The organism is Bacillota bacterium (assembly GCA_013178305.1).
Lineage (GTDB): Bacteria > Bacillota > Sulfobacillia > JABLXB01 > JABLXB01 > JABLXB01.
In genome coordinates this window covers 128,172-154,277 of record JABLXB010000001.1, presented here as the reverse complement: position 1 = coordinate 154,277, position 26,106 = coordinate 128,172, and the positions used below count along the sequence as shown (strand labels likewise).

The window sequence follows — 26,106 nt, the reverse complement described above, 5'->3', positions numbered from 1 at the left end:
GTTCGCGTGACATGTCACAAGGGGTTACATTGGGTCGCGAGCGACTCAAGAACGCGAATGAAGAAGGGGATTGTAACAACCTGTTACACCCCCTTCTTCGATTTTCATTCGGTTGTGCTTGCACAACCATGTTAATACCATGCTTCTTACAGCATTCCTTTTATGGCATTCTCCTTGCAATCGGGTTTGACACGTAAGGATTCGGGTGTCCACTATTCGGAAAGGGAGTGATGCGGTGTTAAACAAACCGATTGCCGTTCTCGGCGGGGGTAACGGCGCCCAGACGATGGCGGCGGATTTGACGCTTGCTGGCTACACTGTCCATCTGTACGAGACGCCCGAGTTCGCGAAAGGCCCCAAATTCGCGCCTGTTCTCGAATCGAAGACGATCGAGCTCAAGGGCATGGGACGGACCGGCAAGGCAAAGATCGCGAAGGTCACGACCGACATGGCGGAGGCTCTTGAAGGCGTCGAGTGGATCAACGTGGTTATCCCGGCCACCGGTCACGATACCTTCTTCAAGGAGCTCCTCCCTCACCTCAGGGATGGTCAGGCCGTGGTGGTATGGGCTGGTGACTACGGTTCACTGCGCCTGGCTCACTTGTTGAAGGAGAGCGGTATCAAGAAGAATGTTACCATCGCGGAAGCAAATACCTTGCCTTACGGGACACGGCTGGAAGAGGCCGGAGTCGTGAACCTCCTTTGCGCCGCCCCGCTTGTACTCCTGGCCTCCTTGCCGGGCAAGAAATCGGCGCAGATTGTAGATGTCCTGAAGTTGGCGTACCCCTGCCTCCAGCCGTGCCGTAACGTGCTTGTCGCCGGCTTTTGCAACCCGAACCCGATCGTTCACCCACCGGGGTCCCTGCTTAATACGGGACGCATCCAGTATTCCCGCGGGGATTTCAACATGTACAGGGAGGGCATAACGGAGGCCGTAGCGAGGGTCATCCGTCACATCTTCATCGAAGTCGAGAGCGTAGCCAAGGCCATGGGGCTGGAAGTCCTGCAGTACGAGGATCGGGATTTCCGGGCGACCACCAGCATAATGGGCGTGGCGTTCCAGGCCCCATTCGACACGGCTGGAGTCATCGCCTCCATCGCAGGTCCTCACACTATCTACGACCGGTACATCACGGAGGACTTGCCCTTCGGGTTGGTGCCGGTATCCCAGCTCGGTGACAAACTGGGCGTGCCGACTCCAGTCACCGACAGCATCGTGTACATAGGGTCTGCAGTCTGTAACCAGAACTTCTGGCAGATGGGTAGGACACTGAAGCAGCTGGGTATTGCGGACATGACCCCGAGCCAGATCGTCGAGTACGTCGATGGTATGTAGGTGTTTCAGGTATCCAGACGATACAGGACCCACGCTGGAGACACGCTGGAGAACTGAAGGCCGGGGTAATCTGCCGATAGCGGCCCGAGGTTGACGAACGAGAGTGAGTATCAGGTCTGCCTTACCCTTTCGGCAGATCCCCGGCCGGTGGAAAACCCTGAACCCCCAGAATCCCAAGGAGGTGTGCGTGAATGACCGGTAACAAGGGGTTCCGTCTCAATGCGTTCCTCGACTCGAGATTATTTCGCGTCTACCTGCTTCCCGGATTCGTTTTTCAATCCGTAGTCATAGCCGGTGGATATGGCACAGGCCGTGAGCTGGTAGAGTTCTTCCTCAACTATGGTCCTATCGGCGGTCTGCTGGGCATGTTCCTGGTCACCGCCACAATGTGGGCTATCGTCCTTTCGGCCTCGTACGAGTTTGCCCGGGTCTTCAAGCAGTACGACTACCGTGGGTTCTTCAAAGAGCTATTGGGGCCGTTTTGGCCCGTGTACGAGGTTCTCTACATCCTCCTGCTGTTCCTGGTTCTCGCAGTGGTGGGAGCGGCGTCCGGATCCATCCTGAGGGATACGTTCGGCATACCCTATCTCGCCGGAGTCGTCGGCATGCTCGTCGGGGTGGTCTTCCTCGCGTACTATGGAAGCAAAGCGATCGAAACGTATATGTCCTGGTGGTCGTTCGCGCTGTATGCGGTATACATTGTCTTCCTGGTAGCGGGACTGTCGAAGTTTGGCCCTTCGATAGCGCAGGCCTTTGGCACGGGTGAGGTTAAACCAGGTTGGGCGCTGGCCGGATTTAAGTACGGACTCTACAACCTTGGATGCATCCCTGCCGTTCTGTTCACCCTGGGCAGCATAGAGAAACGCAGCGAAGCGGTGGTCTCCGGTATCCTGAGCTCCCTCATAGCCATACTGCCTGCATTCTTCTTCTACGTGGTCGTGGTTGGCGGTTATCCGGAGATCCTCAAATCGGAGATACCTGCTCTCTTCGCGCTGACCAGGCTCGGCTCGGTGCTAATCCTCGCAGCCTATGAGATTACGCTCTTCGGGACGCTGATAGAGACCGGCATAGGCTTCATCCACGGCGTGAACGAGCGCGTGGCCGCAACGCTTCGTGAGAAGGGCCAGACCTTGACGAGCCCGCTGCGGGCCGTCATTGCGCTGGTAATGGCGGTATTGAGCATCGGAATGTCGAGGTTCGGGCTGATCAACCTCATCGCAAAAGGATACGGGTCTATTTCGTGGGGATTCTTTGTCGCTCATGTGATTCCCGTCCTGACGATCGGGTTGGTCAAGATCGGTCGTTCCAAGACCCTCGAGGTCAAGTAACCCGGTGAGCCACATGAACCCGCGCTACCCAATCCCTATCCCTGGTTAGATGGAATTGGGTAGCGCCTATCCTGCCTGCAGGGAGGCGGAGAAGTATGAAGATAGCGATACTCGGCGCAGGGCACGGCGGTGTGGCCGCTGCCGCACATATGGCGCTGGACGGTCACGAGGTGCGGCTCTTCCAGGTGCCGCAGTTCGAGGAGTCTTTCAAAGCCATCCGGGAAACGAAACAACTCAGGCTGAGCGGCATATGGCGGCAGGGTTTGGCCCCGCTGCACGTTGCAACCCACAACCCTCAGGAAGCTTTATCTGGAGCCGAAGTCGTCCTCGTAATCGTTCCCGCTTTCGCGCAGGAGTCCATGGCGCGACTGTGCGGGCCATATCTTGAAGACGGGCAATACGTGTTCTTGCTTCCGGGGGGCTTCGGCTCTTACCTGTTCGGAAAGGTATTGGCCGAGATGGGCATAAGGAAAGACATCACCTTAGGTGAAACGTCCACTCTCCCGTACGGAGCCAGGATGGTGGACCAGAATGAGGTGGCAATCCACATCCGCGCGGTCTTTAACCCATTCGCTGCGTATCCTGCAAGCCGCACCAACAAAGCATGCAGGGTATTGGCGAGGCTCTATCCGGAAGTGTGCCCGGCAAACAACATACTTGACGTCGCTCTCAATAACACCAATCCCTGTATACACCCTGTGCCGACGCTGCTCAGCGCGAGCAGGATCGAATACTCGCAGGGGGAGTTCTGGCTCTACAGGGAGGCAATGACGCCCTCCGTATGGAGAGTCATGCGTTCCCTGGACCAGGAGCGGGTGGAAGTCAGGAAAGCTTTCGGCCTTGGCGAACCCCATTGCGAATTACCCGAAGAAGTTGGGCGCGTGTTTATCGATCAGTTTGGTTACGAAGGTATCGAGGCCGGACGCAAGATGAAAGGGCCCAAGACCCTTACCGACCGGTACCTTACCGAAGATGTGCCCATGGGTCTCGTCTTCTATTCATCCATGGGCCGGATCGCGGGTGTGCCGACTCCGATCATAGACTCGGTAATCCACCTCGTTTCTCACCTGTTGGGCACCGACCTCTGGTCCGAGGGGCGTAACCTGCGAACCTTGGGCTTGGAGGGGACCTCGGTCGAGGAACTGATATCGAGGCTCCAATAGGAGGTGAATTTATACTTCTGGAGATCTCCTCTGAGCGTACTGGGTGTGATGGGGCAGGGCTGGAACTGAGCCCTGCCCCTCAGGCATTACGGCAGCCTATGCAATTGGACTCCCGTCGCGTCTGCCGCATTGACGATCTCGCGGTCATCCGTGACGATTGCCGCTCTTACACTACTTCCTGTCGAAGTAGATACTCTTGCCCGTCGCCGAAATCGGGATGCCCACCACGACGTCCGCGTCTATCATTCCAATCCTGCGAGCGGCGACGCCGGCGCGGTACATCATCCGGTTGTCCGCGTTGAAGATGCTGGCGGTCTTGGCGGCCGAGCCGAGCGCGATCCCGAGATCCATGATTCGCCAGGCGCAGAGCCCGCCGGCGAATTCGGGCCCTTCCACCTTCTTCAGATCGGCGCACTTCGAAACCCCACATGCGCCGCAGTTCAGCCCGAGTGTCTTGGCGTCCTTCAGCCCCAGCAGGAGCACGGCTGGTGACGATCTCACGTTAGCCGCGTCCCTGTCGAAGTTGGCCTTTCCCGATTCCTTGCCGAATTCGTCCATCGCGTTCGCAAGCTGTTGCACGTCGCCGCCCGTCACGACCTTGATCGTCACGAAATCCTGGCCCGCGGCCTTGGGTGCCGTCCTGGCCGCGACCGCCATCATCTGGGCAATAATGCTGAGAGATTCTTCCATTGTCACTTTCCTCCCCAAGTAACCTGTCTGGAAGTGATACCGGCCTGTTCTTTTCTTCGCGGTGAAATCATAAACCTGCCGGGCCAACGAATTGACGCCGGCGTCTACAAGCGAGTACCCAAAGGAATTATTAGACTGGAGTGGAAACCTTCTTGGGCAAAAGGATGAAGGCCGACAAATGGATTCAACCTGTTACCTTGGAGTAGCGGTTTTCGCCTCCTAATGGGCCAGCGGCATTTTTCGGCGGGTTTTCGACATGAAAGGTGGCCTGCAAAGCTGCAATGCCTGCAGGCAGTCGAGTTCATAGCCGATCCAGATCAATTCCCCCGGAAGTGGGCTGCAGACCAGGGTAAACAGTACGGAGAGCAGGATCATCAGGGGCCTAGCTAGATAGGGAACGCGCGGCTGTCTCGAACGGAGGCACGCTATCACCAGTCAACACGTCTGTTTTCTCTCACGGCGAAACCTGCGGGGTCCTCGGCAATGCCGGGGCAGTGTAAGAGGTGCTATCCTTCGGAGCGATCGCGGAACGGACAAGGGCAGCGAACGGCTCAAAGGAGGGGGAAGGATGGCTCTACAGCGCCATTTTTACCTGCGCGACGCAGTAGATGTCTCTGTGCTGCAGGAGATTCAGGACCGCTTTTCCGATGCCACGGGGCTTGCGTCAATTATTGTGGATTTCCAGGGGAAGCCCATAGTACGGTACAGTAACTTCCGCCCGTTTTGTGCCCGGGTTCGCCAGTATCCCAAGGGGCGCGAGGGCTGTGAGCAGTCCGATGCCCACGCAGGGCTGGAGGCGGTGCGCGAGGGCCGTCCCTACATTTACCGCTGTCACATGGGGCTCGTTGACCTGGCCGCCCCCATAGTTGTGAACGGGCAGTACCTCGGGTCCATTATGGCTGGCCAGGTACTCGTCGAGGAAGAGACCATGGCCACTTTAGACCGGATTGCCAAACCCGGGCTAAACATCGCGCAGATCCCCGAGTCAAAACAACTCATGGAAGGCATCCCCACCATGTTATTTGCCAAGGTAATGGCCTCTGCCCAGCTTATGTATACAATCGCAAACTACATAGCTGAAAAGGGCGTGGCCAGCATGGTGCAGCAGCAGCTCAACGAACAGAATATCCGTCTGGTGGAGGAAGTCAAGGCGCGTGCCGAGCTGGAAAAGGCCCTAAAGGATGCTGAACTCAAGGCATTGCAGTCGCAAATCAACCCGCACTTCCTTTTCAACACGCTGAACACAATTAGCCGTCTGGCCCTCTTGGAAGGAGCAGCCAAGACGCAGGAGGTGGTCTTTGCCCTGGCTGAGCTTCTCCGCGGTAGCCTGCGCAAGGTCGGACAGGTGGCTACGCTCCGCGACGAGATCGCCTACATCCGGCATTACCTTCTTATTCAGCAGACGCGTTTTCGTGACCGCATTCAGGTGGATCTGGACATTGACGAGAGCTGCTTGGACTCGGAAATCCCGCTTCTTACATTGCAGCCCCTGGTAGAAAACGCCATCGTCCACGGCTTGGAACCGAAAGAGGAAGGCGGCCACCTTGTTATCCGGGCTCTGCGCGAAGGCGAGGGAGTGCGCATTGAGGTGGCTGACGATGGGTTAGGCATGCCGCCCACGGTGGTCGAGGAGGTCATTCGTCTTGAGTCCAAGCGTTCGGGCCGCAGCCACCTTACTGGCCTGGGGATGAGCAACGTGCACCAACGTCTGCAGTATTACTTTGGGGCAGGGTATCACCGGGACGTGCAGAGCCGGTTTGGTGAGGGTACCAAGATCACCCTTACCCTACCCTACCGGCCGGCCAAGGCGGGAATCTGAATGGTCAAGATGCTTCTGATAGACGACGAACCTCTGGAGTGCGAGGCCATCCGTTTTATCCTGGAGCGTGAGCGGCCCCAGGTAAAGGTGGTAGGCCAGGCTGGCTCGGGGCGCGTAGGTCTCAATCTGGCCCGGGAATTGAAGCCCGACATTGTATTCATGGACATTCAGATGCCGGGGATGAGCGGGCTCGAGGCTACCCGGGCCTTAAAGGAGGCTGCGCCGGGGTTGAAGGTGGTAGTGCTGACGGCCTACGACGAATTCGACTTCGCACAACGAGCCCTGAAGCTGGGGGCCAGTGATTACCTGCTCAAACCGGCACGGCCCCAGGAAATCCTGCGTGTGGTAGACAAGATGTGCCTTGAGTTGGCGGAGGCTACAGCTCGGGAGGAGGAAGACAAGCGGCTACGCCGGGAACTGGAGGCGATGATGCCTTTAATCACTACTGGCCTGGTGCTGGACCTGGTGAGCGACCGCAGTACGGACCTGGCCCAGATGGAGGAACGGGCCAGGTTCCTCGGTTTGACCTCCGGCCCTTACCAGGTGCTCCTGGTTGATATCGACCACTTTGCGGCTGCTACCCGGGCCAGGCGCGAAGTGGAACGTCAGGTACTCAAGAAAGACGTCTACGAGGCTTTGCTCCGCACTGCGCAGAATGGCGCCCAGGCCCTGGTGACCCCCATGGCGAGCGACACGTTCCTGGTTTTGGCGCAGGTGTCGGGCGGTAATCGGGAGGGACGGGAGCTCGCTGAAAAGCTGCGGGCGGAGGTGGCGTCATCCACTCCCTGCACGGTCACGGTGGGTGTGGGAACGACCTGTGCGGACTTGGCCGAGGTACCTCTCTCCTACGCCGCTGCGCAGCGTGCCGTTCAGTACGGGAGCTTCTTTGGCTCGGACGAGGTGGTTGTGAGTTCTGATCTGGAGCGCTCCGGCGGTGAGATCACAGACTATCCCTACCAGCTGGAGATGCGCCTGGTGCAGAACATGCGGTTGGCCGAGGCCGAGCCTGCCCGTGCTGCATTTCGCGAGCTATGGCAAAGGTTCAGCACGGCTGCAGCGGGCCAGGCCGAGATTATTCGTGCCCACTCGTTAGAGCTCGCGGGTGCACTTACGCGCGCGGCCATGGAAGGCGGGGCAGGACCTGAGGTGCTGGCGGCACTGCAGCGTGCCTCGTTGGAGGAGCTTGCCGCGGCGCGGACGGCGCGCGCCGTGGAAGAGTGGGTCTGGTCCGTGCTGGAACGGTGCCTTGCGGCGGTCCAGGCTAGCCAAGCGGCCGTTCGAAACGAGGTTATAGGGCAAGCTAAGTGCTACATAAACGAACACTTCCGCGAATCCGTCTCCCTGGAGGACGTGGCCAAGAAGGTTCACCTTAGCCCTTTCCACCTCAGCCGTCTCTTCAAGGAAAAGGAGGGGGTTAACTTTATGGACTACTTGACACAGCTACGCCTGGAAGAGGGCAAGAAGCTCCTCGCGCGGACCAACGACACGGTGGCCGCCATCGCGGAGAGGGTAGGCTACGCCGAGGCCAACTATTTCAGCCGCATCTTCCGCCGTCACTTCGGCATGAGCCCCGGCGAGTACCGGCAACAGCGGTTCCGCGCGGCCCGCGAGGAATTGTGGGGCTCCACCGACGGGCAAAAAAAGTAAGAGAAAGCGCAAGAACGTACCCGCCACCTTCTTCCCCTCTTGCTTCCACGAAAGACATACCCTCAGGCCCCCTGCCAACCTGTAAAGAAAGGACAACATGGCATCGCCTTCCGGCAAAAAGCGTTCAAGGAACGGGATCGGATAGGGCGAAGCAACAAGCGCTCGAATCTGAGGGGGCAAGGGCGTGCCGGAAGAGAAGCCGCGCGTCGTCCAGGAGTACGTACCTGGCAAACAGGTGACCCTGGCTCATCTGATCGCCCACCCGCAATCGAATCTGGCGGAGAAGCTGGGTCTCACGGCGGGGCAGGCCATCGGCATCATGACAATAACGCCGAGCGAAGCGGCGATTGTCGCTGCGGACCGTGCGGTCAAGATGGCGGCGGTCGAGGTGGGCTTTGTGGATCGCTTCACGGGGTCCCTGGTGGTCACGGGGCCGGTGAGCGCGGTGGAGACGGCCCTGCGGGAGGCAACGACTTTCCTCAGCCACGAGCTCGGCTTCCAGGCTGCGCCGCTGACCCGCTCGTGAGATGCGCTACCTGGTTGTGGGGCCGCGCGGCGCCGGAAAGACCACGCTGATACGCGCCCTGGTGGGTTGTGGCGGCAAAGCCGCTAAGACCCAGATGATCGAGTGCACGGGCGCTGCCCTGGACACGCCTGGCGAGTACCTGGAACTCCCGCGTTTCTACCGGGCGCTTCTCGTTACCGCACAGCAGGCGGACGTGGTCCTGTGGGTAACTGCCGCGGCCGGCCCGCATTTTCGCCCGCCCCCGGGTTTTGCGTCCTCCTTCTGCCGGCCGGTGCTGGGCGTTATCACGAAGACCGACGTACCGGGCGCAAGCCTTAAGGCGGCGAGCGAGGAGCTGGCGCTGGCCGGGGTTGAGGAACCGTACTTTACCGTCTCGGCTCTCACCGGTTATGGTCTGGCTGCTCTGGCAGCCAACCTGGAATCGTTCAGAGCAGGCCCTGGGAAAGCACACGGAGGGGGTGAGGAGCACAGGGGAAAAGACGGGGGCTCCGGATAGAGTCAGAGTATTTTGAGAAGGAGGTACAGACAGGATGGCGCTGGAAGCCCTGGGAATGGTGGAGACGAAGGGCCTGGTAGGGGCCATTGAGGCGGCCGACGCTATGGTGAAGGCAGCCAACGTTACGCTCATCGGGTACGAGAAGATCGGTTCCGGGTTGGTCACGGTGATGGTACGCGGTGACGTGGGTGCTGTCAAGGCGGCTACGGACGCTGGCGCTGCGGCGGCGCAGAAGGTTGGCGAGGTTGTTTCCGTCCACGTGATCCCGCGGCCCCACACCGATACGGAGAAGATCCTCCCTAAAGGATAAGGCTCGTCACCCCCCGATCCTCAATCCAGCACGGAGGTGCGAATGACTGATGAAAGATGAACTGGTCGAAAAGATCGTCCAGGAAGTCCTTAAGAAAGCCGAGGCCGCAGCGCCGGCCGCGCAACCGGCCGTCCCACTCAAGGCTTTCGCGTGCAACATCACGGAATTTGTCGGCACTGCGCTGGGGGAGACCATCGGTCTCGTCATTGCCAACGTTGACCCCGCTGTGCACGAGCGCATGGGAATCGACCCCAGGTACCGTTCCATCGGCGTTTTGAGCGGCCGCACCGGAGCCGGCCCGCAGATCATGGCGGCCGACGAGGCGGTCAAGGCCACCAACACGGAAATCGTCAGCATCCAGCTGGCGCGTGACACTAAAGGTGGGGCGGGCCACGGCAGCCTCATCATCTTCGGCGCTGAAGAGGTGAGCGATGCCCGGCGGGCGGTGGAAGTAGCCCTTAAAGAGCTGGAGCGCACTTTTGGGGATGTTTACGCCAACGACGCCGGCCACCTGGAGTTCCAGTACACCGCGCGCGCCAGCTTCGCCTGCAATAAGGCCTTTAGCGCCCCCATCGGCAAGGCCTTCGGCCTCACTGTAGGCGCTCCAGCCGGAATCGGCGTTGTCATGGCCGATACGGCAGTCAAGGCGGCCAATGTGGATGCCATTGGTTATGCCAGTCCAGCCAAGGGCACCAGCTTCTCCAACGAGGTCATCCTTTTCATCAGCGGCGACTCGGGCGCTGTACGCCAGGCGCTTATAGCGGCCCGCGAAGTGGGCCTGAAGCTCCTCGGGTCCCTGGGTGCAGCCCCCGCTTCCGTTACCGGCAAGCCCTACATCTGAATTTACCGTGGTATTCCCCGCGCGGCGCCTTGGACCGGCGCTCCAGGAGCCGGGGCAAACCGTGCGTGGGCGCGCCTGTGCTGTGGGGGAATGCCACGGGGGACAGCCGTAACGGGCGCTTTGCGGGGGCGCGAGATTACCGAGCAAGGAGGGATAATCCTTGAACAGATCCAAGCGCTTCGAGGTCTTGAAGGAGCGGCCGGTCCACCAGGACGGTTTCGTGCAGGAGTGGGCTGACGTGGGTCTTGTAGCCATGAACGGCCCAAACGATCCTAAACCCAGCATCAGGATCGAAAACGGCCGCGTGGTGGAGATGGACGGGAAGCCGCGCAGCGAGTTCGATATGATCGAACAGTTCATTGCCGACCACGCCATAAATTTGGAACTGGCCGAAAAAGTAGTTGGCATGGACTCTCAGGGACTGGCCAGGATGATCGTCGATGTCAACGTGCCGCGTTCCGAGATCGTCAGGCTCACCACGGCCATGACCCCGGCAAAGATCTGCGAGGTCCTGGGCCACATGAACGTGGTTGAGATGATGATGGCCCTGCAGAAGGTTCGTTGCCGCAAGACGCCCGGCAACCAGGCCCACGTCACCAGCCTGCGCGACAACCCTGTACAAATCGCCGCCGAGGGGGCCGAAGCCGCCTTCCGCGGGTTCGACGAGCTCGAGACGACGGTGGGCGTAGTACGCTATGCTCCCTTTAATGCCCTCGCCCTTCTCGTCGGCTCGCAGACAGGACGGGGCGGCGTCCTTACCCAGTGCGCGCTGGAAGAGGCAACCGAACTCCAGCTTGGCATGAAGGGCTTTACGGCGTACGCGGAGACCATCTCCGTATACGGCACTGAGAATGTGTTCGTCGACGGCGACGATACGCCCTGGTCGAAGGCATTCCTGGCCTCCGCTTACGCTTCGCGTGGCCTCAAGATGCGCTTTACCTCAGGGACCGGCTCCGAGGTTCAGATGGGTTACGCTGAGGGCAAATCAATGCTTTATCTCGAAGCCAAGTGCGTGTACATCACCAAGGGCGCCGGAGTGCAGGGGCTGCAGAACGGGTCCATCAGCTGCATCGGCGTGCCTGGCGCCGTGCCCAGCGGCATCCGAGCGGTGCTGGCCGAAAACCTCATCACCACCATGCTCGACCTGGAGGTCGCCTCCGGCAACGATCAGACCTTCAGCCATTCCGATATCCGGCGGACAGCCCGCACAATGATGCAGTTCCTGCCCGGGACTGACCTCATCTTCTCGGGTTACAGCGCCGTACCGAACTACGATAACATGTTCGCCGGCTCCAACTTCGACGCCGAGGACTATGACGATTACCTGGTACTGCAGCGCGACCTCATGGTAGACGGCGGCCTGTGTCCGGTTTCCGAGGAAGAGGTCATCGCCATCCGCAACAAGGCGGCCCGGGCGCTTCAGGCGATCTTCAGGGAACTTGGCCTGCCTCCAATTACCGACGAAGAGGTTGAGGCGGCTACCTATGCGCACGGCAGCAAAGAGATGCCCGAGCGTAACGTGGTGGAGGACCTCAAGGCGGCTCAGGAGCTCTTCAAGGGTCCTGTCACGGGCCTCGACATCGTGAAGGCCCTGGCCAAGAACGGCTTTGAGGATGTGGCGAACAACGTGCTCGGGATGCTGAAGCAGCGCGTGTCGGGCGATTACCTGCACACATCCGCGGTCATCGACAAGAACTTTGTTATGAGAAGCGCCATCAACGATCCCAACGACTACGCCGGCCCTGGCACGGGTTATCGCCTCTCACCCGAGCGCTGGGAAGAGATCAAGAACATCCCGTGGGCCATGCGCCCGGATCAAATTGGCTGAAAACCGGCTGAAGAAAGGGGTGGAAAGGTATGCAGATTAACGAACAGCTCGTTCGCCAGGTGGTAGAAGAAGTTCTGGCCAGTATGGGACAGGCGCGGCCGGCCAAGACTTCGTTGCCAGATGCCCCCCCCGCGCCGGTAGGTGAGAAGGAGCTGGGCCCGGCGCAGCGCGGGACGAAGGGTGACGAGGTGGTGATCGGCCTGGCGCCAGCTTTCGGGCTTCACCAGAGAAAAACGATCCTTGGGATTCCCCATGCCGTCGTCCTGCGCGAGATGATCGCCGGGATCGAGGAAGAAGGCCTGCGGGCACGCGCAATCCGGGTACGGCACACTTCGGACGTGGCTTTTGTTGCGCACACGGCCGCCAAGCTCTCCGGGTCGGGCATCGGCATTGGCATCCAGTCCCGCGGTACTACAGTCATCCACCAAAAGGACCTCGACCCGCTCTCCAACCTCGAACTGTTCCCCCAGTGCCCGCTGCTCAAGCCAGAGACCTACCGGGCAATTGGGCGGAACGCGGCCCGGTACGCGAAGGGCGGTTCCCCGAGCCCGGTGCCTACTGAGAACGATCAGATGGCCCGTCCCAAGTACCAGGCTGTGGCGGCGGTACTTCACATCAAGGAGACCCAGCACGTAGACCGCAACGCGAAACCGGTTGAGCTTGCCGTTAGCTTCTAATAGGGGAGGTGACGCATGTGGTGCAAGAGAGTCTTATTGAACAGATCGTGCGGGAAGTACTCAAGTCGGTGCAGGCCAACCAGGCGTCCGCCCCGGCCTTCGCAGCAGGAGCGGTGAACAAGCCCAGCCTGGACCCCGCCCGCGACTACCCGCTGGCCACTAAACGCCCGGGACTGGTGAAGACACCTAACGGCAAACCGCTGTCCGATATTACGCTCGAGGCAGTGCTCAAGGGCGACATCACTCCCCAGGACGTCCGCATCACGCCCGAGACGCTGGAGATGCAGGCAGGGATTGCCGAGAAAGCCGGCCGGCCCCAGTTTGCCCGCAACCTCCGGCGCGCCGCTGAGCTCACGCGGATCCCCGACGAGCGCATCCTCGAGATCTACCGGGCCCTTCGGCCGTATCGTTCCACCAAGCAGGAGCTCCTGGCCATTGCCGATGAGATCGAACAGAAGTACGGCGCCAGCATGAACGCGGCTCTGGTGCGGGAGGCCGCCGAGGTGTACGAGCGGCGCGGCCGGTTGCGCAGCGCTTGAGACTACGCGAGACACCTGGCGTCCAGTCGGGTGTTGGAGGTAGATACCTTGCGGCACCTCGCCGGAGTGGACGTAGGAAATGCTACAACCGAGGTTGCCCTGGCCGAGATCGGCGCTGATGGCTTAAAGTTCTTGGCCAGCAGCCTGGTCCCTACCACCGGGATCAAGGGAACGCGCCAGAACCTGCACGGAATCTTCAGCGCCCTTCGTCAGGCCCTGGACAAAGCGGGGTTAGGGCTCAAGGATCTTGACCTCATCCGCATCAACGAGGCGACCCCAGTCATCGGGGATGTGGCCATGGAGACCATCACGGAAACGGTGATCACCGAATCCACGATGATCGGCCACAACCCCGCTACTCCTGGGGGACTGGGCCTGGGCACGGGCTTCACCACGCCGATCGCGGACCTCTCGCTGCAGGCGCCGGGCACGAAGGTGCTCGTGGTAGTCCCGGCCAGCTGGGACTTCGCGGTGGCGGCTGAGGCGATCAACCGTGCCCTGGCTCGGGGCATAGATGTTCAGGGTGTGATAGCCCAGCGCGACGACGGTGTGCTGATCGCCAACCGGCTTTCGAAGCCGCTTCCGGTGGTCGATGAGGTGCGGCTTATCGAAAAGGTTCCGCTAGGGATGCTCTCGGCCATCGAGGTTTCCGCGCCGGGTTCGGCAATCACCACGCTGGCGAATCCTTACGGCATTGCTACCGTATTTGGGCTGGGCCCCGAGGAAACCAAAGCGGTGGTGCCCATAGCCCGTGCGCTCATCGGCAACCGTTCAGCGGTGGTCATCAGGACCCCGGCCGGGGACGTGCGGGAGCGGCGCATCGCCGCCGGGAAGCTGACCATCATGGGTGAGCGCCACTCGCGCACGGTGGACGTGGAGGAAGGCGCGGATGCGATCATGCAGGCTCTGGCGCAGGTGGCGCCGCTCAAGGATGTTCACGGTGAACCGGGGACCAACGCGGGCGGCATGCTGGAGCGTGTCCGCCAGGTGATGGCCGAGCTGACGGATCAGCCGGCGGCCAGAATTACGATCCAGGATCTCCTGGCGGTGGATACCTTCATACCCCAGAAGGTGCGGGGCGGTATCGCTGACGAGTTTTCCATGGAAAACGCCGTCGGCCTCGCTGCCATGGTGAAGGCGGACCGCCTGCAGATGGAACGCATTGCCCGGGCACTCGAGGCGGAGACGGGTATCACGGGTATCAAGGTGGAAGTGGGCGGAGTGGAGGCCAGGATGGCCATCCGGGGTGCGCTCACCACGCCGGGCACCAGCCCGCCGCTCGCCATCCTGGACCTGGGGGCAGGGTCCACTGATGCTGCGCTTATCTCGAAAAGCGGCGAAGTGCGCTCCGTGCACCTGGCGGGGGCGGGCAACATGGTTACGCTCCTCATCGGCGCCGAACTCGGGCTGGATGACCCAGGCCTGGCGGAAGACATCAAATGCTACCCGCTGGCCAAGGTGGAGAGCCTGTACCACATCCGGCATGAGAATGGGACTGTGCAATTCTTCAGCGAGCCGCTGCCAGCGGAGGTGTTCGGACGGGTTGTCCTGCTCAAGGGGCGCGCTCTGGTGCCACTTCCGGGCGAACACAGCCTGGAGAAGGTGCGGGGCGTGCGGCGGGACGCCAAACGCCGCGTCTTTGTGGAAAACAGCATCCGGGCACTCAAACAGGTCATTCCGACCGGAAACATCCGTGACATCGATTTCGTTGCCCTGGTGGGTGGGTCATCTCTGGACTGGGAGGTGGCCGGATTCATCACCGACCGCCTCGCGGAGTACGGGGTAGTGGCCGGTCAGGCTAACGTACGCGGCTCAGAAGGTCCACGCAACGCCGTGGCTACAGGACTGGTCCTGGCTTACGAGGACTGCAAGGAGTGAAGAGAGTGGGCCTGGAGGAGCGGGCGCACAGGGAAAAGCCCCATATAAAGGTATACCGGAGTGCGGAAGCGCCGCTGGAGCCCTGCCGGGAGGTGGAGCTCGGCCTCGAGGAAGAGGGTATTCCCGGCGTGCTCAGCGCCGCGGATGCACCCGGCGCAGTGGATCTTGCCTTCTCCGCCGCGCAGGCATCACCCCTCGGAACCGGCATCGGCATTGCCGCTGACGGCCTTGCTGTGCACTTCAGTCGCCTGCCGAAAGAAAAGCCCCTGTTCTACATAAGAAGGGACGAATGCGACCCAGCTCACGCCAGGCACTTGGGCGCCAATGCGGCCCGGCTGGTTAAGGGAATTCCTTTCAAGGAGAAGGAAGATACACCCCCCTTGACGGGTTCACGCGCGCCGGAGCCGGTAGCCGACGAGTATCTGAATGAACTCGTGGCGCGAGTGGTGCAGAGGGTGCTGGCGGAGCAGAGGAGGTGAAGACGGTGGAGCAACAGGCTCTAGGGCTTATTGAGACAGTAGGACTGGCTGCAGCGGTGGAAGGCGCGGACGCTGCCGTCAAAGCGGCGAACGTCCGGCTGATCGGTTACGAGCTTGCCCGTGGTGGTGGCATGGTAACGGTCAAAATCACGGGCGATGTCGCGGCGGCGCAAGCTGCGGTTGCTGCCGGAGCGGCTGCTGCCAGCCGTGTGGGAAAAGTGGTGAGCAAACTCGTAATACCGCGGCCACACTCGGACCTGACAAAGCTCATCCGCTCACCGGAGACGGTGGGGGAAGCGAAGTCGACCCGCAAGGCGGAGAAGGCGGTCGCGCAACAGGAGGCAACGCCCGTCGAAGAGGCCGTCCAACCGGTGGAGGAGGCGGCCCCGGCGGAGGCAGCAACTGGGCCGGAACCTGAGTCGTCTGCGGCCGAAGTGTGCAACCTGTGCGGCGACCCGGCCTGCCCGCGCCGCAAGGGAGAACCGCATTCCAGATGCATCCATCACGCGGAGTAAAGGGGCCCAACCCCATGGAAGATAGAGAAAAAGTGGTGGCCCAGGTGGTTGCGGCCGTACTTGCGCGGCTCAAGGACCAGCCTGCCGCACCCGCCGGAGTGGGCGAGGATCTCCTCATCCCGGTGGGGGTGTCGGCCCGGCACATTCATCTCTCGGCGGAGGATGTGGCCGAGCTCTTCGGCTCCGATCATAACCTTATCCCCAGGGAGCCGCTGCAACCCGGGCAGTACGCTGCCGAAGAGACTGTAACCCTGGTCGGGCCCAAGGGAATTCTGACCAGGGTGCGGGTGCTCGGGCCGCCGCGCGGGCAAACCCAGGTGGAAGTCTCCCAGACCGATTGTTTTACCCTGGGGATTCCGCCCACGGTACGCGCCTCCGGGAACATTGCCGGCACCCCGGGGATCACAATCGTGGGCCCCAAAGGCGCGCGTTTCCTGCGGGAGGGTGTAATTGTGTCCCTCAGGCACATCCACATCACGCCGGCTGAAGCTGCGACCTGGGGCCTTAAAGACGGCGAGATGGTGGAGGTGGCGGTTCCGGGGGGCGACCGCGCGCTCACCTTTGGCCGGGTGCTGGTGCGCGTTTCGGCCGCGTCCCAGCTGGAACTGCACATCGATACGGACGAAGCCAACGCTGCGGGCCTGAAGTCCGGAGACCGGGTAGAGTTGCTGCGGGGCGGGGAGAGGAAAAGTGCGTGAATTGGAGCAGGCCAATGCCCTCATCGCTGCCCTGGCGGAACGCATGGCGCCCCATCTGGCCCGCCGGCCCACCAACCCCGTCCGCGTAGGGGTGGATGTGGGCACGGCTAACGTGGTCAGTGTGGCGCTGGACGCTGATGGAACTCCCCTGGCAGGGGAGATTACGCCTGCCCGGGTGGTTAGGGAAGGAATGATCGTGGACTACGTGGGTGCCGTGGAAATTGTGCGCCGCCAGGCAAACTCACTGAGAGAACGCCTGGGGATAGAACTCACGCGCGGCGCCTCCGCTATCCCGCCGGGAACCGAGGCCGGGAACGCGAAGGTTACCCGCCACGTGCTGGAAGCAGCCGGCCTGGAGGTTACGGCCATTGTGGACGAACCGACGGCTGCGGCGCGGGTGCTGGGGATCAGTGACGGAGCGGTGGTGGACGCAGGGGGAGGCACGACGGGGATTTCGGTACTTAGAGACGGCCAGGTGATTTACGCGGCGGACGAACCCACCGGCGGTATCCATCTGGACCTGGTGATAGCCGGTCGGTTTGGTATTTCTACCGAGGAAGCCGAAGCACGCAAGCGTAGCTCCGAGGAACAGCCGGGGCTTCTCCCAATTGTACGTCCGGTGATGGAGAAGATAGCCACCATCGTCCGGCGCCACACCGCGGGTTACCGGGTGGAGGCAGTGTACCTGGTGGGTGGCACCTGCGCCTTTACCGGGTTTAAGCGGGTGATGGAGGAAGAGCTCGACCTCCCTGTATACCTCCCGGTTTACCCGCTGCTCGTGACGCCGCTGGGAATTGCCATGTCCTGTGCGGGGTGGTGACGCATGGAAGTGGACGAGAACGCCCTGGTGGAAGAGATTGTTGCCGAAGTGCTGAGGCGGCTGGCAGGACGGGGCAAGAGGGTGCTCGCACTTTTTTGCGGCGGCGGCCTCGGGGCCCCGGAGGGCCGGGCGGAAGTGAAAAAGCTGCAGGATGCAGGCTATACCGTCCGGGCGGTTTTCACCCCCAGCGCCGAACGGGTACTCGGAAAAGGCTGGCTGCGGAGCGAGCTGGGCGATATCGAAATAGTGACCGAGGCGGATGGGGAAACCCCGGGTGCACTGCTTAAAGAAACGGACCTGACGCTGGTGCCGGTGCTTACACTCAACACAGCGGCCAAGGTGGCCCACGGCATTGCGGACACCCTGGTGGCGACCCTGATCATGGAGAGCCTCCTTACAGGCAGGCCCGTCCTTGCCGCGAAAGACGCCTGTGACCCGGCCAACCCGATGCGGGCCGGGCTCGGGATGGATAAGGTTGCGCCCGCTTACCGGGCACTGCTGGCCGGAAACCTGGAGCGCCTCGCCGAGTTTGGAGTACGGCTGGTGGGCGCGACTGGGCTTGCGGCCGCTGTATCAGGTGAAGCAGGGGATAAGCAAGCGGCACCAGGGCCAGGGCCGGGGGCAGCTTCATTCACGGGGCGTGTGCTGAGCCGGGCGGACATAGCTGCCTTCAAAGGGCGGGTCATCAGGGTGAGCGCTGGAACCCTGGTGACGCCCCTGGCACGCGACCTGGCCCGGGACCGGGGAATCGAGATGGTGGTTTGCCAGGGCGCCGGGATGGTTCGCCTGGGCGCAGCGCCTTACCTCCAAAGCCAGGGGGAGTGAAATGATGTTTGTCGGTAAAGTCATCGGCAACGTGGTGGCCACGAAGAAAGATGAACGGCTGGTGGGAACCAAGCTCCTCATTGTCCGGCCGGTGGACCCCTGGGGGCGCCCTGATGGGCCGAGCCAGGTGGCCGTAGATGCCGTGGGGGCCGGCATCGGAGAAATAGTCCTGGTGGCGGAAGGCAGCTCGGCCCGGCAGGCCGTGCGACAGCCCGATTCACCCGTCGATGCTGCCATCGTAGGCATTGTTGACTCCATGGAGGCTAAAGCCGATGAGGGTATACACCCGAACCGGGGATAAGGGCGAAACGAGCCTGTGGGGGGGCCAGCGGGTCTCGAAGGCTGACCTGCAGGTAGAGGCCTACGGCACTGTGGACGAAGCCAGCTCCTTTCTGGGTTTGGCCCGCGGCCTGGTGCGTAGCCGCCGCGCCCAGGGGCTCTTGCCGGAGATGCAGGGGAATCTACAGGTCTTGGCCTCCGAGCTGGCCAGCACCCCGGAGGAGCTGTCGAAAATCGGAGAGCGGCTGCAGGAAGAGGACGTTCGGCGCTTGGAGCAGGTCATCGACGAGATCCAGGAGTTGCTTCCACCCCAGACCGGCTTCGTACTGCCAGGTGGTACCGTGGGCACGGGCGCCCTCGATGTTGCGCGTACCGTTGTGCGGCGGGCTGAACGGCTGGTGGTACGGCTGGGGCAAGAGCGCCGCCTTCGGGGGGAGATCGTGCGGTACTTGAACCGTCTTTCGGACCTTCTCTATGTCCTGGCCCGCGCAGAGGCCAACGAGGAGCTGGTGCAGGTGGTCAAGGAGAAGGTGCTGGAACGGCTGGGCGGCGCCCCCAAATCGCTTACCCTGGACACGGCCCGCCAGTTGATCGCGGCGGCCGAACGGCGTGCCCAGGAGCTCGGCCTCCCGGTGGTGGTTGCGGTGGTGGATGGGGCCGGACACCTCCTTGCCCTGGAGCGCCAGGAGGGGGCGCTCATTGCCAGCATCGACATCGCCTGGAAGAAGGCGCATACCGCAGCTGCCCTCAAGTTACCCACTCACACGGTGGCCAAGTTAGCTCAGCCAGGTGAGCCGCTTTTCGGCATTGAGGCAACGAATGAAGGGCGCTTGGTCATCTTCGGCGGAGGCTTCCCTCTCTTCAGCGGGGAACAGGTGGCAGGTGCCGTGGGGGTGAGCGGCGGCACCGTAGAACAAGACATGGAAGTAGCTCAGGCAGCGCTGAGAGTTTGGGAGGGGGAGAACGCAAGTGGCAACTAGCGCCAGCGCCGTTGACATAGTGGAGGTGGTGCGTCAGGTCCTGGCGCGCCTGAAAGAAGTGGAAAGGGGTGGACGGGCAGGCCGGGCGCCGTGCGGCATTTACGCCAGCATGGAAGAGGCCATCCTCAGGGCCGAGGCGGCGCAGAAAAAGGTTACGCGCATGACCCTGAAGGAACGCGAAAAGTGCATTGCCACCATCCGCGCTGCCTTACGGGCTCATTCGCAGGAGTTAGCAGAGATGGCAGTGCAGGAGACGGGGATGGGCCGCGTCGCCGACAGGATCGTCAAGAACAACCTCGTGGCTGACAAAACCCCGGGCACGGAGGACCTGACTACCGAGGCCTGGAGCGGCGACGCGGGACTGACCCTGGTGGAGATGTCCCCCTTCGGGGTGATAGGGGCGATCACTCCGTCCACCAATCCCACGGAGACGGTCTTCTGCAATGCTATCGGGATGTTCGCCGCCGCTAACAGCGTGGTTTTCAGCCCGCATCCGGCGGCAAAGGCGGCTTCGCTGCGTTCGGTGGAGCTCATCAGCGAAGCCATCATGCAGGCGGGCGGGCCAGAGGATGCGGTAACGTCCGTGGCCGAGCCAAGCATCGAGGCTACCCAGATCCTGTTTGGGCACCCGGCGGTGCGTCTACTCGTCGCGACCGGCGGGCCGGGCCTTGTGCAGGCCGCTTTGAGTTCCGGCAAAAAGACCATCGGTGCCGGAGCCGGGAACCCCCCTGTGGTGGTGGATGAGACGGCCGACATCGAAAAAGCCGGGCACGACATAATCGCCGGCGGCGCCTTCGACAACAACGTGCCCTGTATCGCCGAAAAAGAGATCATCGCTGTGGAAAGCGTCGCTGACTACTTGCTTTTCAACCTTCTGAAGAACGGTGCCGTGCAGCTCAAGGACCGCCGCGATATCGACCATCTGGCCGAGGTGGTGCTTACACCCGAAGGCAAGCCCAGCCGCAGTTTCATCGGTCGTGATGCGGCTGTGCTCCTCAAGGCCATCGGCAAAGAGGCCCCGCCCGAGACCCGGGGTATCGTGATGGAAGTAGATAAGAAGCACCCCTTTGTGCAGGAGGAGCTCATGATGCCTATCCTGCCTCTCGTGCGTGTGCGAAACGTGGATGAGGCCGTCCAGTTCGCCGTTCAGGTGGAGCACGGCAACCGGCACACGGCGATCATGCACTCCAAAAACGTGGACAACATGACCCGCCTGGCCCGAGAGATCCAGACCACCGTCTTTGTCAAGAACGGTCCCTCGTACGCCGGGATCGGCGTGGGCGGCGAGGGCTTCACTACCTTCACCATCGCCGGCCCGACCGGGGAAGGGCTAACCTCAGCGCGTGCCTTTACTCGTAAGCGGCGGTGCGTGCTCGTCGACGCCTTTTCGATCCGCTGAAGCAGGGGTGAAGGCCGTGAATCCTGTCGCCGAGATGGCCCGGCTTTTCGGCGTGGTGGGCGCTGGCGGAGCCGGCTTTCCCACGCATGTCAAGCTGGACACACAGGTTGAGTATGTGGTGGTAAACGGAGCCGAGTGCGAACCGCTCCTCGAAGTAGACCAGGCGCTCCTTATTTCTGATAGCCCCCGCCTTGCGGCCGTGCTCGAAGAGGTACGCCAGGCCGTGGGGGCCAGGGAGGCCAGGATCGCCATCAAGGCCAGGCACCGTGAGGCTGTGGCAACGGCCCAGGCCGCCGCGGCTTCCTACCCCGGGCTCAGCCTGGTTCCGCTGGGTGACTTTTACCCGGCGGGCGACGAGTTCGTGTTGGTCTATGAGACGACGGGCCGGCTGGTACCCCAGGGTGGCATACCGCTCCAGGTGAAAGTCGTAGTGCTGAACGTGGAGACCCTGTGGAACCTGGCAGAGGCAAGGGCCGGGCGGCCTGTGACGCACAAGTGGGTCACCGTGACCGGTGCCGTGACGAGCCCAGGTACCTTCCGGGTGCCGCTTGGGGTGAGCACCGCGGAGATGATTGCCCTCGCGGGCGGTACGACCGTCTCGGATTTTGCGGTGTTAAACGGCGGGTCAATGATGGGCAGATTGGTGGAAACCCTAAACGAACCCGTAACCAAGACCACCAAGGGCCTCGTGGTTCTGCCGGCCACAAGCCCGGTGGTCCGGGTGCGAGCTCAGCCACTCGCCGCGATCCTCCGCCAGGCGCGGGCGGCCTGCTGCCAGTGCCAGGAGTGTACCGACCTCTGCCCCCGCCATCTTCTTGGGCACGAGCTTTCTCCTCACAAGGTGATGCTAGCGGCGAGTTACGCTGGCAGTCCGGTGGCAGCCCTGGTCACGGCCGCTTTTCTCTGTTCCGAGTGCGGCGTCTGCGATCTTTACGCCTGCCCGATGGGGCTTTCCCCCCGTCGGGTCAGTCAGGCGCTCAAGGAAGAGCTAACGCGCCAGGGCGTGAAAAACCCGCACAAGGGTGTTCCGGCGGGCCCGCACCCCTGGAGGCCTTACCGCCGCGTGCCGCTGACGCGCTTGCTGCCGCGCCTGGGACTAAAGCCGTACGAGCTGCCAGCGCCGGTGCGGGAAGCGGATGTCTCGCCAGAGAGAGTGGTGCTGCCGCTCCGGCAGCACATGGGTGCGCCGGCGGAGCCGGTGGTGAAGGTAGGAGATAAGGTGGAAGCGGGGCAGCTTCTGGCGGAGACTCCGGCCGGAAAGATTGGGAGCCGCCTCTTTGCCAGCATTTCCGGGTACGTGGCCGAGCGGACGCCGGCTGCCCTGGTGCTCACGGACAAGCCGCGGGAGGGTGGTGGGCAAAGATGAAACAAGCTCTAGGCTTCATCGAATACAAAAGCATAGCTCGGGGTATTGCGGCTGCCGATGCCATGCTCAAGGCCGGGCACGTCGAGCTCATTCAGGCTACTGTCCTTTGCCCGGGCAAGTTTATCGCCCTGGTGGCGGGGGACGTGGGGGCGGTAGAGGCGGCGGTAGAACACGGCTTTGATTTTGACTGGGCCTTCGCCATCGGCAGGTTCGTCCTCCCCAACGTCCACCCGGCGGTCTTTCCCGCCCTAACTGCTACGACGCCGGCCGAACCGAAGGGGGCCTTCGGGGTCATTGAAACCATGGACGCGAGTTCCGCTGTTGTTGCAGGTGACACGGCGGCCAAGGCCGGTAACGTGGAACTTCTCGAAATCCGGCTGGCTCGGGGTATGGGCGGCAAGGCTTTTGTCCTTTTCTGCGGGGAGCTGGGTGCGGTAGAGGTTGCCATCCGGACCGTCGAAAACAAACTGGCTTCGGAAGGGATACTCGTCGCTACAGCGGTGATCGCGTCGCCGCACCCGGACCTTACCTTTTAGACATAAAGGGGGTGGTGCCGGGGACCCGGGCTCAGACGTGGGGCCAGTGAATGATCTCTTAATTAATTACCTGGAAGGTGGTAAGCCAAATGAATCTTGACCTGAATATCCTGCTTGCGGTGTTTGGGGGCGGTGTATTGGGGGCCGCCATCGGAGCGCTTCCCGCTTTCATCTTCACAGGAGTCCTCGTGCTGATCGGAGTTGCGACGGCGGTGGCAGGCGGGAAACCGGTGATCCTGGATGCCGTCGCGTTCGGGCCGTACTTCGGACCTAACGTCTCGTTTGCGGCGGGCGTCGCCGCCGCGGCATACGCGGCGAAGGTCGGCCTCATTCCTAGGGGCACTGATATTACGTTCCCGCTGATAAGAACCAAGTCCTTCCCCGTGATGCTGGTTGGCGGCGTGTTCGGTTTAATCGGCCACCTGATCACGCAGGCGCTGAGTCTGGTAAAGTTCCCGAGCGACAACATAGCGATCGGTGTAGTGCTTTCTGGATGCATCGCCCGGCTCGCATTCGGTAAAACGGGGTTGTTCGGCAAGAGCGATAAGCCGGGAAGCATGATCACCGGCGATGGACTGGCGGCCAACCTGTTGTTCTGCGCCTCGCTCGGTGCCCTTTCGGCCTGGGCTTCAGCTGTGACGGGCAGTGCCGTCATAGGCTTCGGGATCAGCGCGACGTCGCTGATCTTTGCACAGACGGGCTTCGGCGTCCCCGCTACCCACCACGTCGCGCTGCCAGCAGCCATTGCGGGCGCGGCGTTCGGGAATATCTGGATGGGCCTGTTGTTCGGGGCACTCGGATTCCTTGTAGGGGATTTCGGGGGGAACCTCCTCAACAAAGATGTGGATACCCACATTGACCCTCCCGCCTTCGCAATAGCGATCCTTACTACAGCGGTACTGCTGCTCAAATAAGCCACGGCACGAGTCCAGGGTGTCTGGCAGCTACAGCCGCGAATTCGGGACGCAAGTCCTATTGGGGGGTGGATAGATGCTCATTACCTGCATGATCCGGGCCCCGCGCCCGGGAACCATGGCCATGCTGCTCCGGCGCATGGCAGCGGCGGCGCGCAAAGATATAGAAGGCCGGCGATTTGATGCCATCGGCCTGGTGCAGACCGACCTGGCTAGACTCTTCTACTTCGCCGATGTGGGGCAGAAAGCTGGCGACGTATTGGCTATGGAGCTCACCGGTGACTGCCCCCAGCGCATGAGTACCATTGCCTTCTTCGGCGACACGGCGGCTGTGGACGCTGCTTTGGCGGCTGTGGAGGCGGCTAGCGCCACGGGCGGGAAGAGGTGAAGCGGGTATATGCGGCCTCGCCCGGGAGCGCAGGGGCCGGGGCTTTGTCGGGAGCGTTCGCCTGCTGCAAAGAGCGTGCTGGTTAGGGGCTGTCCCAAAAGCATCAGATGGGGCAGCCCTTTTGTTCTTCCTGCTACGTGAGGAAGTTCCCGGCAGGGAAGAAAAGGGTTTGCCCGAATTCATAGACCAGGATAAGCCAGAGGTGATAGAAGGCTGTTGCAGGGGGCAGTACCGTTACATCGAAGCGAAGGCTTGTGTGGAAACTGCAAGGTTGACAGACGTACACAGACGAGAGGAATGGGAAGAGTAAACTTTGAGCAAGAAACAGGGGAAAGGAGCCCTGTTCAGCAATGAAAGATGATGAAATCAAGAAAACGCTTTCTCCGGTGATTCAGGCTTTTGAGTCTGGTGTAGGGGATAATCTCATCTCGCTGGTCTTGTTTGGCTCCGGCCATCCATGCTCAGTCGGACTACGAAGGGCGATGATCCTGCAGAACTATCTCCTCGGTGTACGTGCCGGGCTGAGGTCCCAGCGGGCAGGCGGGGGACTTATCCAGTTTGTTGCTGTGTTACTTGTTGCGGCTTTGGTACTGCAAGGGTGCGGAATGCTGCCGCCGAAGGCTCCAGCTGGCAGCGACACGCAACCTTCGAAGGGTGAATCTCGCTCGCCGGGTTCAACTCCTGCTGCACCGTCACAGGATGGTGCACAACTGCCAGTAGCCGGCGGGGAAGGCAGCCAGCAGGGCACGCAGGGTGGGCAACAGCCTTCGCCGCCCGGCGCGAGCGTGCGCCCCACCGTCCCCACCGTTCTGGATTGGCCCTCCCCCAGCCCGAAGGAGAAGTGGCTGACGTGCGCGGTCACCGGGCGCAGCCACGATCCCATCAACACCGTAGTCGCCGTGATCGTCGAGAACAGCTCCAAGGCGAGGCCCCAGAGCGGGCTCGCCGATGCGGACGTAGTGTACGAGGTGCTCGCCGAAGGCGGCATCACGAGGTTCCTCGCCCTGTACCACTGCGGGTCTCCCAGGGTCGTCGGCCCGGTAAGGAGCGTCAGGCCGTATTTCGCGGTGATCGCACGGGAGTGGCGGGCGGCGATCGCCCACTGTGGAGGCGACAGCAAGGACATCGATGCGGTCCGGTCGCTCAACCTGGTCGATGTAGACGAGCTCCACGATGGCAGGGGGTTCTGGCGGGACAGGACACGCGGCATGCCACATAACCTGTACGTCAGCGCCAACAACGTCCGCTCGCGCGCAGCCGAGTCGGCGAAGGCGGCATCCGCCACGACGCCGGCGGCGCCAACCCCGCCATGGGGGTTCAAGGACTGGGAGAAGTCGCCCGCGAGAGGCCTCGACATCAACTACGGCAAGTCGTACACCGTGTCGTACAGGCTGGCGTCGGGGTGTTACGAGAGACTGATAAACGGCTCGCCGCACAGGGACAGGGAGTCCGGGAAGACCCTCACTGCCGCGAACGTCATAGTGCAGTTCGCGAAAAGCCGCGTCGTGTACGCCGACCTCGGCCTGGCGATAGATCTCACGGGCAAGGGCAGGGCAGTGTACCTTCTCGGCGGCAAGGTCTCGGAGGGTTACTGGGAGAAGGAGGACGATCAGTCCCCCACGAGGTTCCTGACGGCGGACGGCAAGAGGATCGATGTCGCGAAGGGTGTTACGTGGGTCCAGGTTGTTCCCGAGGACGCCGTGGTAACCCCCAAGTAACGCCCCCGGAGAAGCGGGGGAAGGCGCGGGCGACGACCACAGGGGGCGGCTGGGTATTGTTCAAACCCATTCACAATGCTAGAATGACTTTGGAGTGCGACTTTGTGCATA

27 protein-coding genes are annotated in these 26,106 nt (G+C 62.0%); 26 read left to right on the top strand and 1 reads right to left on the bottom strand.

Annotation, left to right across the window (positions count from 1 at the left end):
* The first annotated feature begins 235 nt into the window (after positions 1-235).
* The 3 genes from HPY55_00785 to HPY55_00775 all read left to right on the top strand — a co-directional run bounded on the left by HPY55_00785 (position 236) and on the right by HPY55_00775 (position 3,827).
* Positions 236-1,336, top strand: a complete 1,101-nt coding sequence (locus HPY55_00785) for a hypothetical protein (GenBank protein ID NPV69165.1) — start codon at positions 236-238, stop codon at positions 1,334-1,336.
* A gap of 191 nt (positions 1,337-1,527) precedes the next feature.
* Positions 1,528-2,664: a hypothetical protein gene (locus HPY55_00780; GenBank protein ID NPV69164.1), complete on the top strand. Its 1,137-nt coding sequence runs from the start codon at positions 1,528-1,530 to the stop codon at positions 2,662-2,664.
* A gap of 95 nt (positions 2,665-2,759) precedes the next feature.
* Complete coding sequence (locus HPY55_00775) at positions 2,760-3,827, top strand: NAD(P)-binding domain-containing protein (GenBank protein ID NPV69163.1); 1,068 nt, start codon at positions 2,760-2,762, stop codon at positions 3,825-3,827.
* Between the two features lie 171 nt (positions 3,828-3,998).
* Here the strand turns inward: HPY55_00775 and HPY55_00770 are convergent, their stop codons facing one another.
* Positions 3,999-4,517 (bottom strand): hypothetical protein, encoded by a 519-nt coding sequence (locus HPY55_00770; GenBank protein NPV69162.1) that lies wholly within the window; start codon positions 4,515-4,517, stop codon positions 3,999-4,001.
* Between the two features lie 568 nt (positions 4,518-5,085).
* On the opposite strand from HPY55_00770, the gene HPY55_00765 reads away from it, so the two are divergent.
* The 23 genes from HPY55_00765 (at position 5,086) to HPY55_00655 (ending at position 25,995) form a co-directional block, all read left to right on the top strand.
* Positions 5,086-6,336 carry a histidine kinase gene (locus tag HPY55_00765; GenBank protein ID NPV69161.1) on the top strand — a complete coding sequence of 417 codons (1,251 nt, stop codon included), beginning with the start codon at positions 5,086-5,088 and terminating at the stop codon, positions 6,334-6,336.
* On the top strand, positions 6,337-7,983 hold the full coding sequence (locus HPY55_00760; GenBank protein NPV69160.1) for a response regulator: 1,647 nt from the start codon (positions 6,337-6,339) through the stop codon (positions 7,981-7,983).
* Between the two features lie 184 nt (positions 7,984-8,167).
* Positions 8,168-8,509: an ethanolamine utilization microcompartment protein EutS gene (gene eutS, locus HPY55_00755; protein ID NPV69159.1), complete on the top strand. Its 342-nt coding sequence runs from the start codon at positions 8,168-8,170 to the stop codon at positions 8,507-8,509.
* A gap of 1 nt (position 8,510) precedes the next feature.
* Positions 8,511-9,005: an ethanolamine utilization protein EutP gene (locus HPY55_00750; GenBank protein NPV69158.1), complete on the top strand. Its 495-nt coding sequence runs from the start codon at positions 8,511-8,513 to the stop codon at positions 9,003-9,005.
* 34 nt (positions 9,006-9,039) lie between these two features.
* Positions 9,040-9,315 (top strand): ethanolamine utilization microcompartment protein EutM, encoded by a 276-nt coding sequence (gene eutM / locus HPY55_00745; protein ID NPV69157.1) that lies wholly within the window; start codon positions 9,040-9,042, stop codon positions 9,313-9,315.
* 49 nt (positions 9,316-9,364) lie between these two features.
* A complete protein-coding gene (pduB, locus tag HPY55_00740; GenBank protein NPV69156.1) occupies positions 9,365-10,156 on the top strand; it encodes a propanediol utilization microcompartment protein PduB in 792 nt (263 codons plus the stop codon).
* Positions 10,157-10,316: 160 nt separating this feature from the next.
* Positions 10,317-11,984 (top strand): propanediol/glycerol family dehydratase large subunit, encoded by a 1,668-nt coding sequence (locus tag HPY55_00735; protein ID NPV69155.1) that lies wholly within the window; start codon positions 10,317-10,319, stop codon positions 11,982-11,984.
* 29 nt (positions 11,985-12,013) lie between these two features.
* On the top strand, positions 12,014-12,661 hold the full coding sequence (locus HPY55_00730) for a propanediol/glycerol family dehydratase medium subunit (protein ID NPV69154.1): 648 nt from the start codon (positions 12,014-12,016) through the stop codon (positions 12,659-12,661).
* 17 nt (positions 12,662-12,678) lie between these two features.
* Positions 12,679-13,200, top strand: a complete 522-nt coding sequence (locus tag HPY55_00725; GenBank protein NPV69153.1) for a diol dehydratase small subunit — start codon at positions 12,679-12,681, stop codon at positions 13,198-13,200.
* Positions 13,201-13,248: 48 nt separating this feature from the next.
* Positions 13,249-15,078 carry a diol dehydratase reactivase subunit alpha gene (locus tag HPY55_00720; GenBank protein NPV69152.1) on the top strand — a complete coding sequence of 610 codons (1,830 nt, stop codon included), beginning with the start codon at positions 13,249-13,251 and terminating at the stop codon, positions 15,076-15,078.
* Positions 15,075-15,557, top strand: a complete 483-nt coding sequence (locus HPY55_00715) for a dehydratase (GenBank protein ID NPV69151.1) — start codon at positions 15,075-15,077, stop codon at positions 15,555-15,557. The genes HPY55_00720 and HPY55_00715 overlap by 4 nt, the downstream gene beginning before the upstream one ends.
* A gap of 5 nt (positions 15,558-15,562) precedes the next feature.
* Positions 15,563-16,072 carry a BMC domain-containing protein gene (locus HPY55_00710; GenBank protein NPV69150.1) on the top strand — a complete coding sequence of 170 codons (510 nt, stop codon included), beginning with the start codon at positions 15,563-15,565 and terminating at the stop codon, positions 16,070-16,072.
* Positions 16,073-16,086: 14 nt separating this feature from the next.
* On the top strand, positions 16,087-16,770 hold the full coding sequence (locus tag HPY55_00705; GenBank protein ID NPV69149.1) for a phosphate propanoyltransferase: 684 nt from the start codon (positions 16,087-16,089) through the stop codon (positions 16,768-16,770).
* Positions 16,763-17,590 (top strand): ethanolamine utilization protein EutJ, encoded by an 828-nt coding sequence (gene eutJ / locus HPY55_00700; GenBank protein ID NPV69148.1) that lies wholly within the window; start codon positions 16,763-16,765, stop codon positions 17,588-17,590. The genes HPY55_00705 and eutJ overlap by 8 nt, the downstream gene beginning before the upstream one ends.
* 3 nt (positions 17,591-17,593) lie before the next feature.
* On the top strand, positions 17,594-18,415 hold the full coding sequence (locus tag HPY55_00695) for a hypothetical protein (GenBank protein NPV69147.1): 822 nt from the start codon (positions 17,594-17,596) through the stop codon (positions 18,413-18,415).
* A 4-nt stretch (positions 18,416-18,419) separates the two neighbouring features.
* Positions 18,420-18,716, top strand: a complete 297-nt coding sequence (locus tag HPY55_00690) for a EutN/CcmL family microcompartment protein (protein NPV69146.1) — start codon at positions 18,420-18,422, stop codon at positions 18,714-18,716.
* Complete coding sequence (locus HPY55_00685) at positions 18,688-19,674, top strand: cob(I)yrinic acid a,c-diamide adenosyltransferase (GenBank protein NPV69145.1); 987 nt, start codon at positions 18,688-18,690, stop codon at positions 19,672-19,674. The genes HPY55_00690 and HPY55_00685 overlap by 29 nt, the downstream gene beginning before the upstream one ends.
* Complete coding sequence (locus HPY55_00680) at positions 19,664-21,073, top strand: aldehyde dehydrogenase EutE (GenBank protein NPV69144.1); 1,410 nt, start codon at positions 19,664-19,666, stop codon at positions 21,071-21,073. Before HPY55_00685 ends, HPY55_00680 begins: the two co-directional genes overlap by 11 nt.
* A 34-nt stretch (positions 21,074-21,107) precedes the next feature.
* Positions 21,108-22,439, top strand: a complete 1,332-nt coding sequence (locus tag HPY55_00675; GenBank protein ID NPV69143.1) for an electron transport complex protein RnfC — start codon at positions 21,108-21,110, stop codon at positions 22,437-22,439.
* Entirely contained in the window at positions 22,436-22,975 is a 540-nt protein-coding gene (locus tag HPY55_00670; protein NPV69142.1) for a BMC domain-containing protein, read from the top strand. The genes HPY55_00675 and HPY55_00670 overlap by 4 nt, the downstream gene beginning before the upstream one ends.
* Before the next feature lie 89 nt (positions 22,976-23,064).
* A complete protein-coding gene (locus tag HPY55_00665) occupies positions 23,065-23,889 on the top strand; it encodes a hypothetical protein (protein NPV69141.1) in 825 nt (274 codons plus the stop codon).
* 76 nt (positions 23,890-23,965) lie between these two features.
* Positions 23,966-24,277, top strand: coding sequence for a BMC domain-containing protein (locus HPY55_00660; protein NPV69140.1), 312 nt, complete (start codon positions 23,966-23,968; stop codon positions 24,275-24,277).
* Positions 24,278-24,627: 350 nt separating this feature from the next.
* Complete coding sequence (locus tag HPY55_00655) at positions 24,628-25,995, top strand: DUF3048 domain-containing protein (protein ID NPV69139.1); 1,368 nt, start codon at positions 24,628-24,630, stop codon at positions 25,993-25,995.
* Positions 25,996-26,106: the final 111 nt, after the last annotated feature.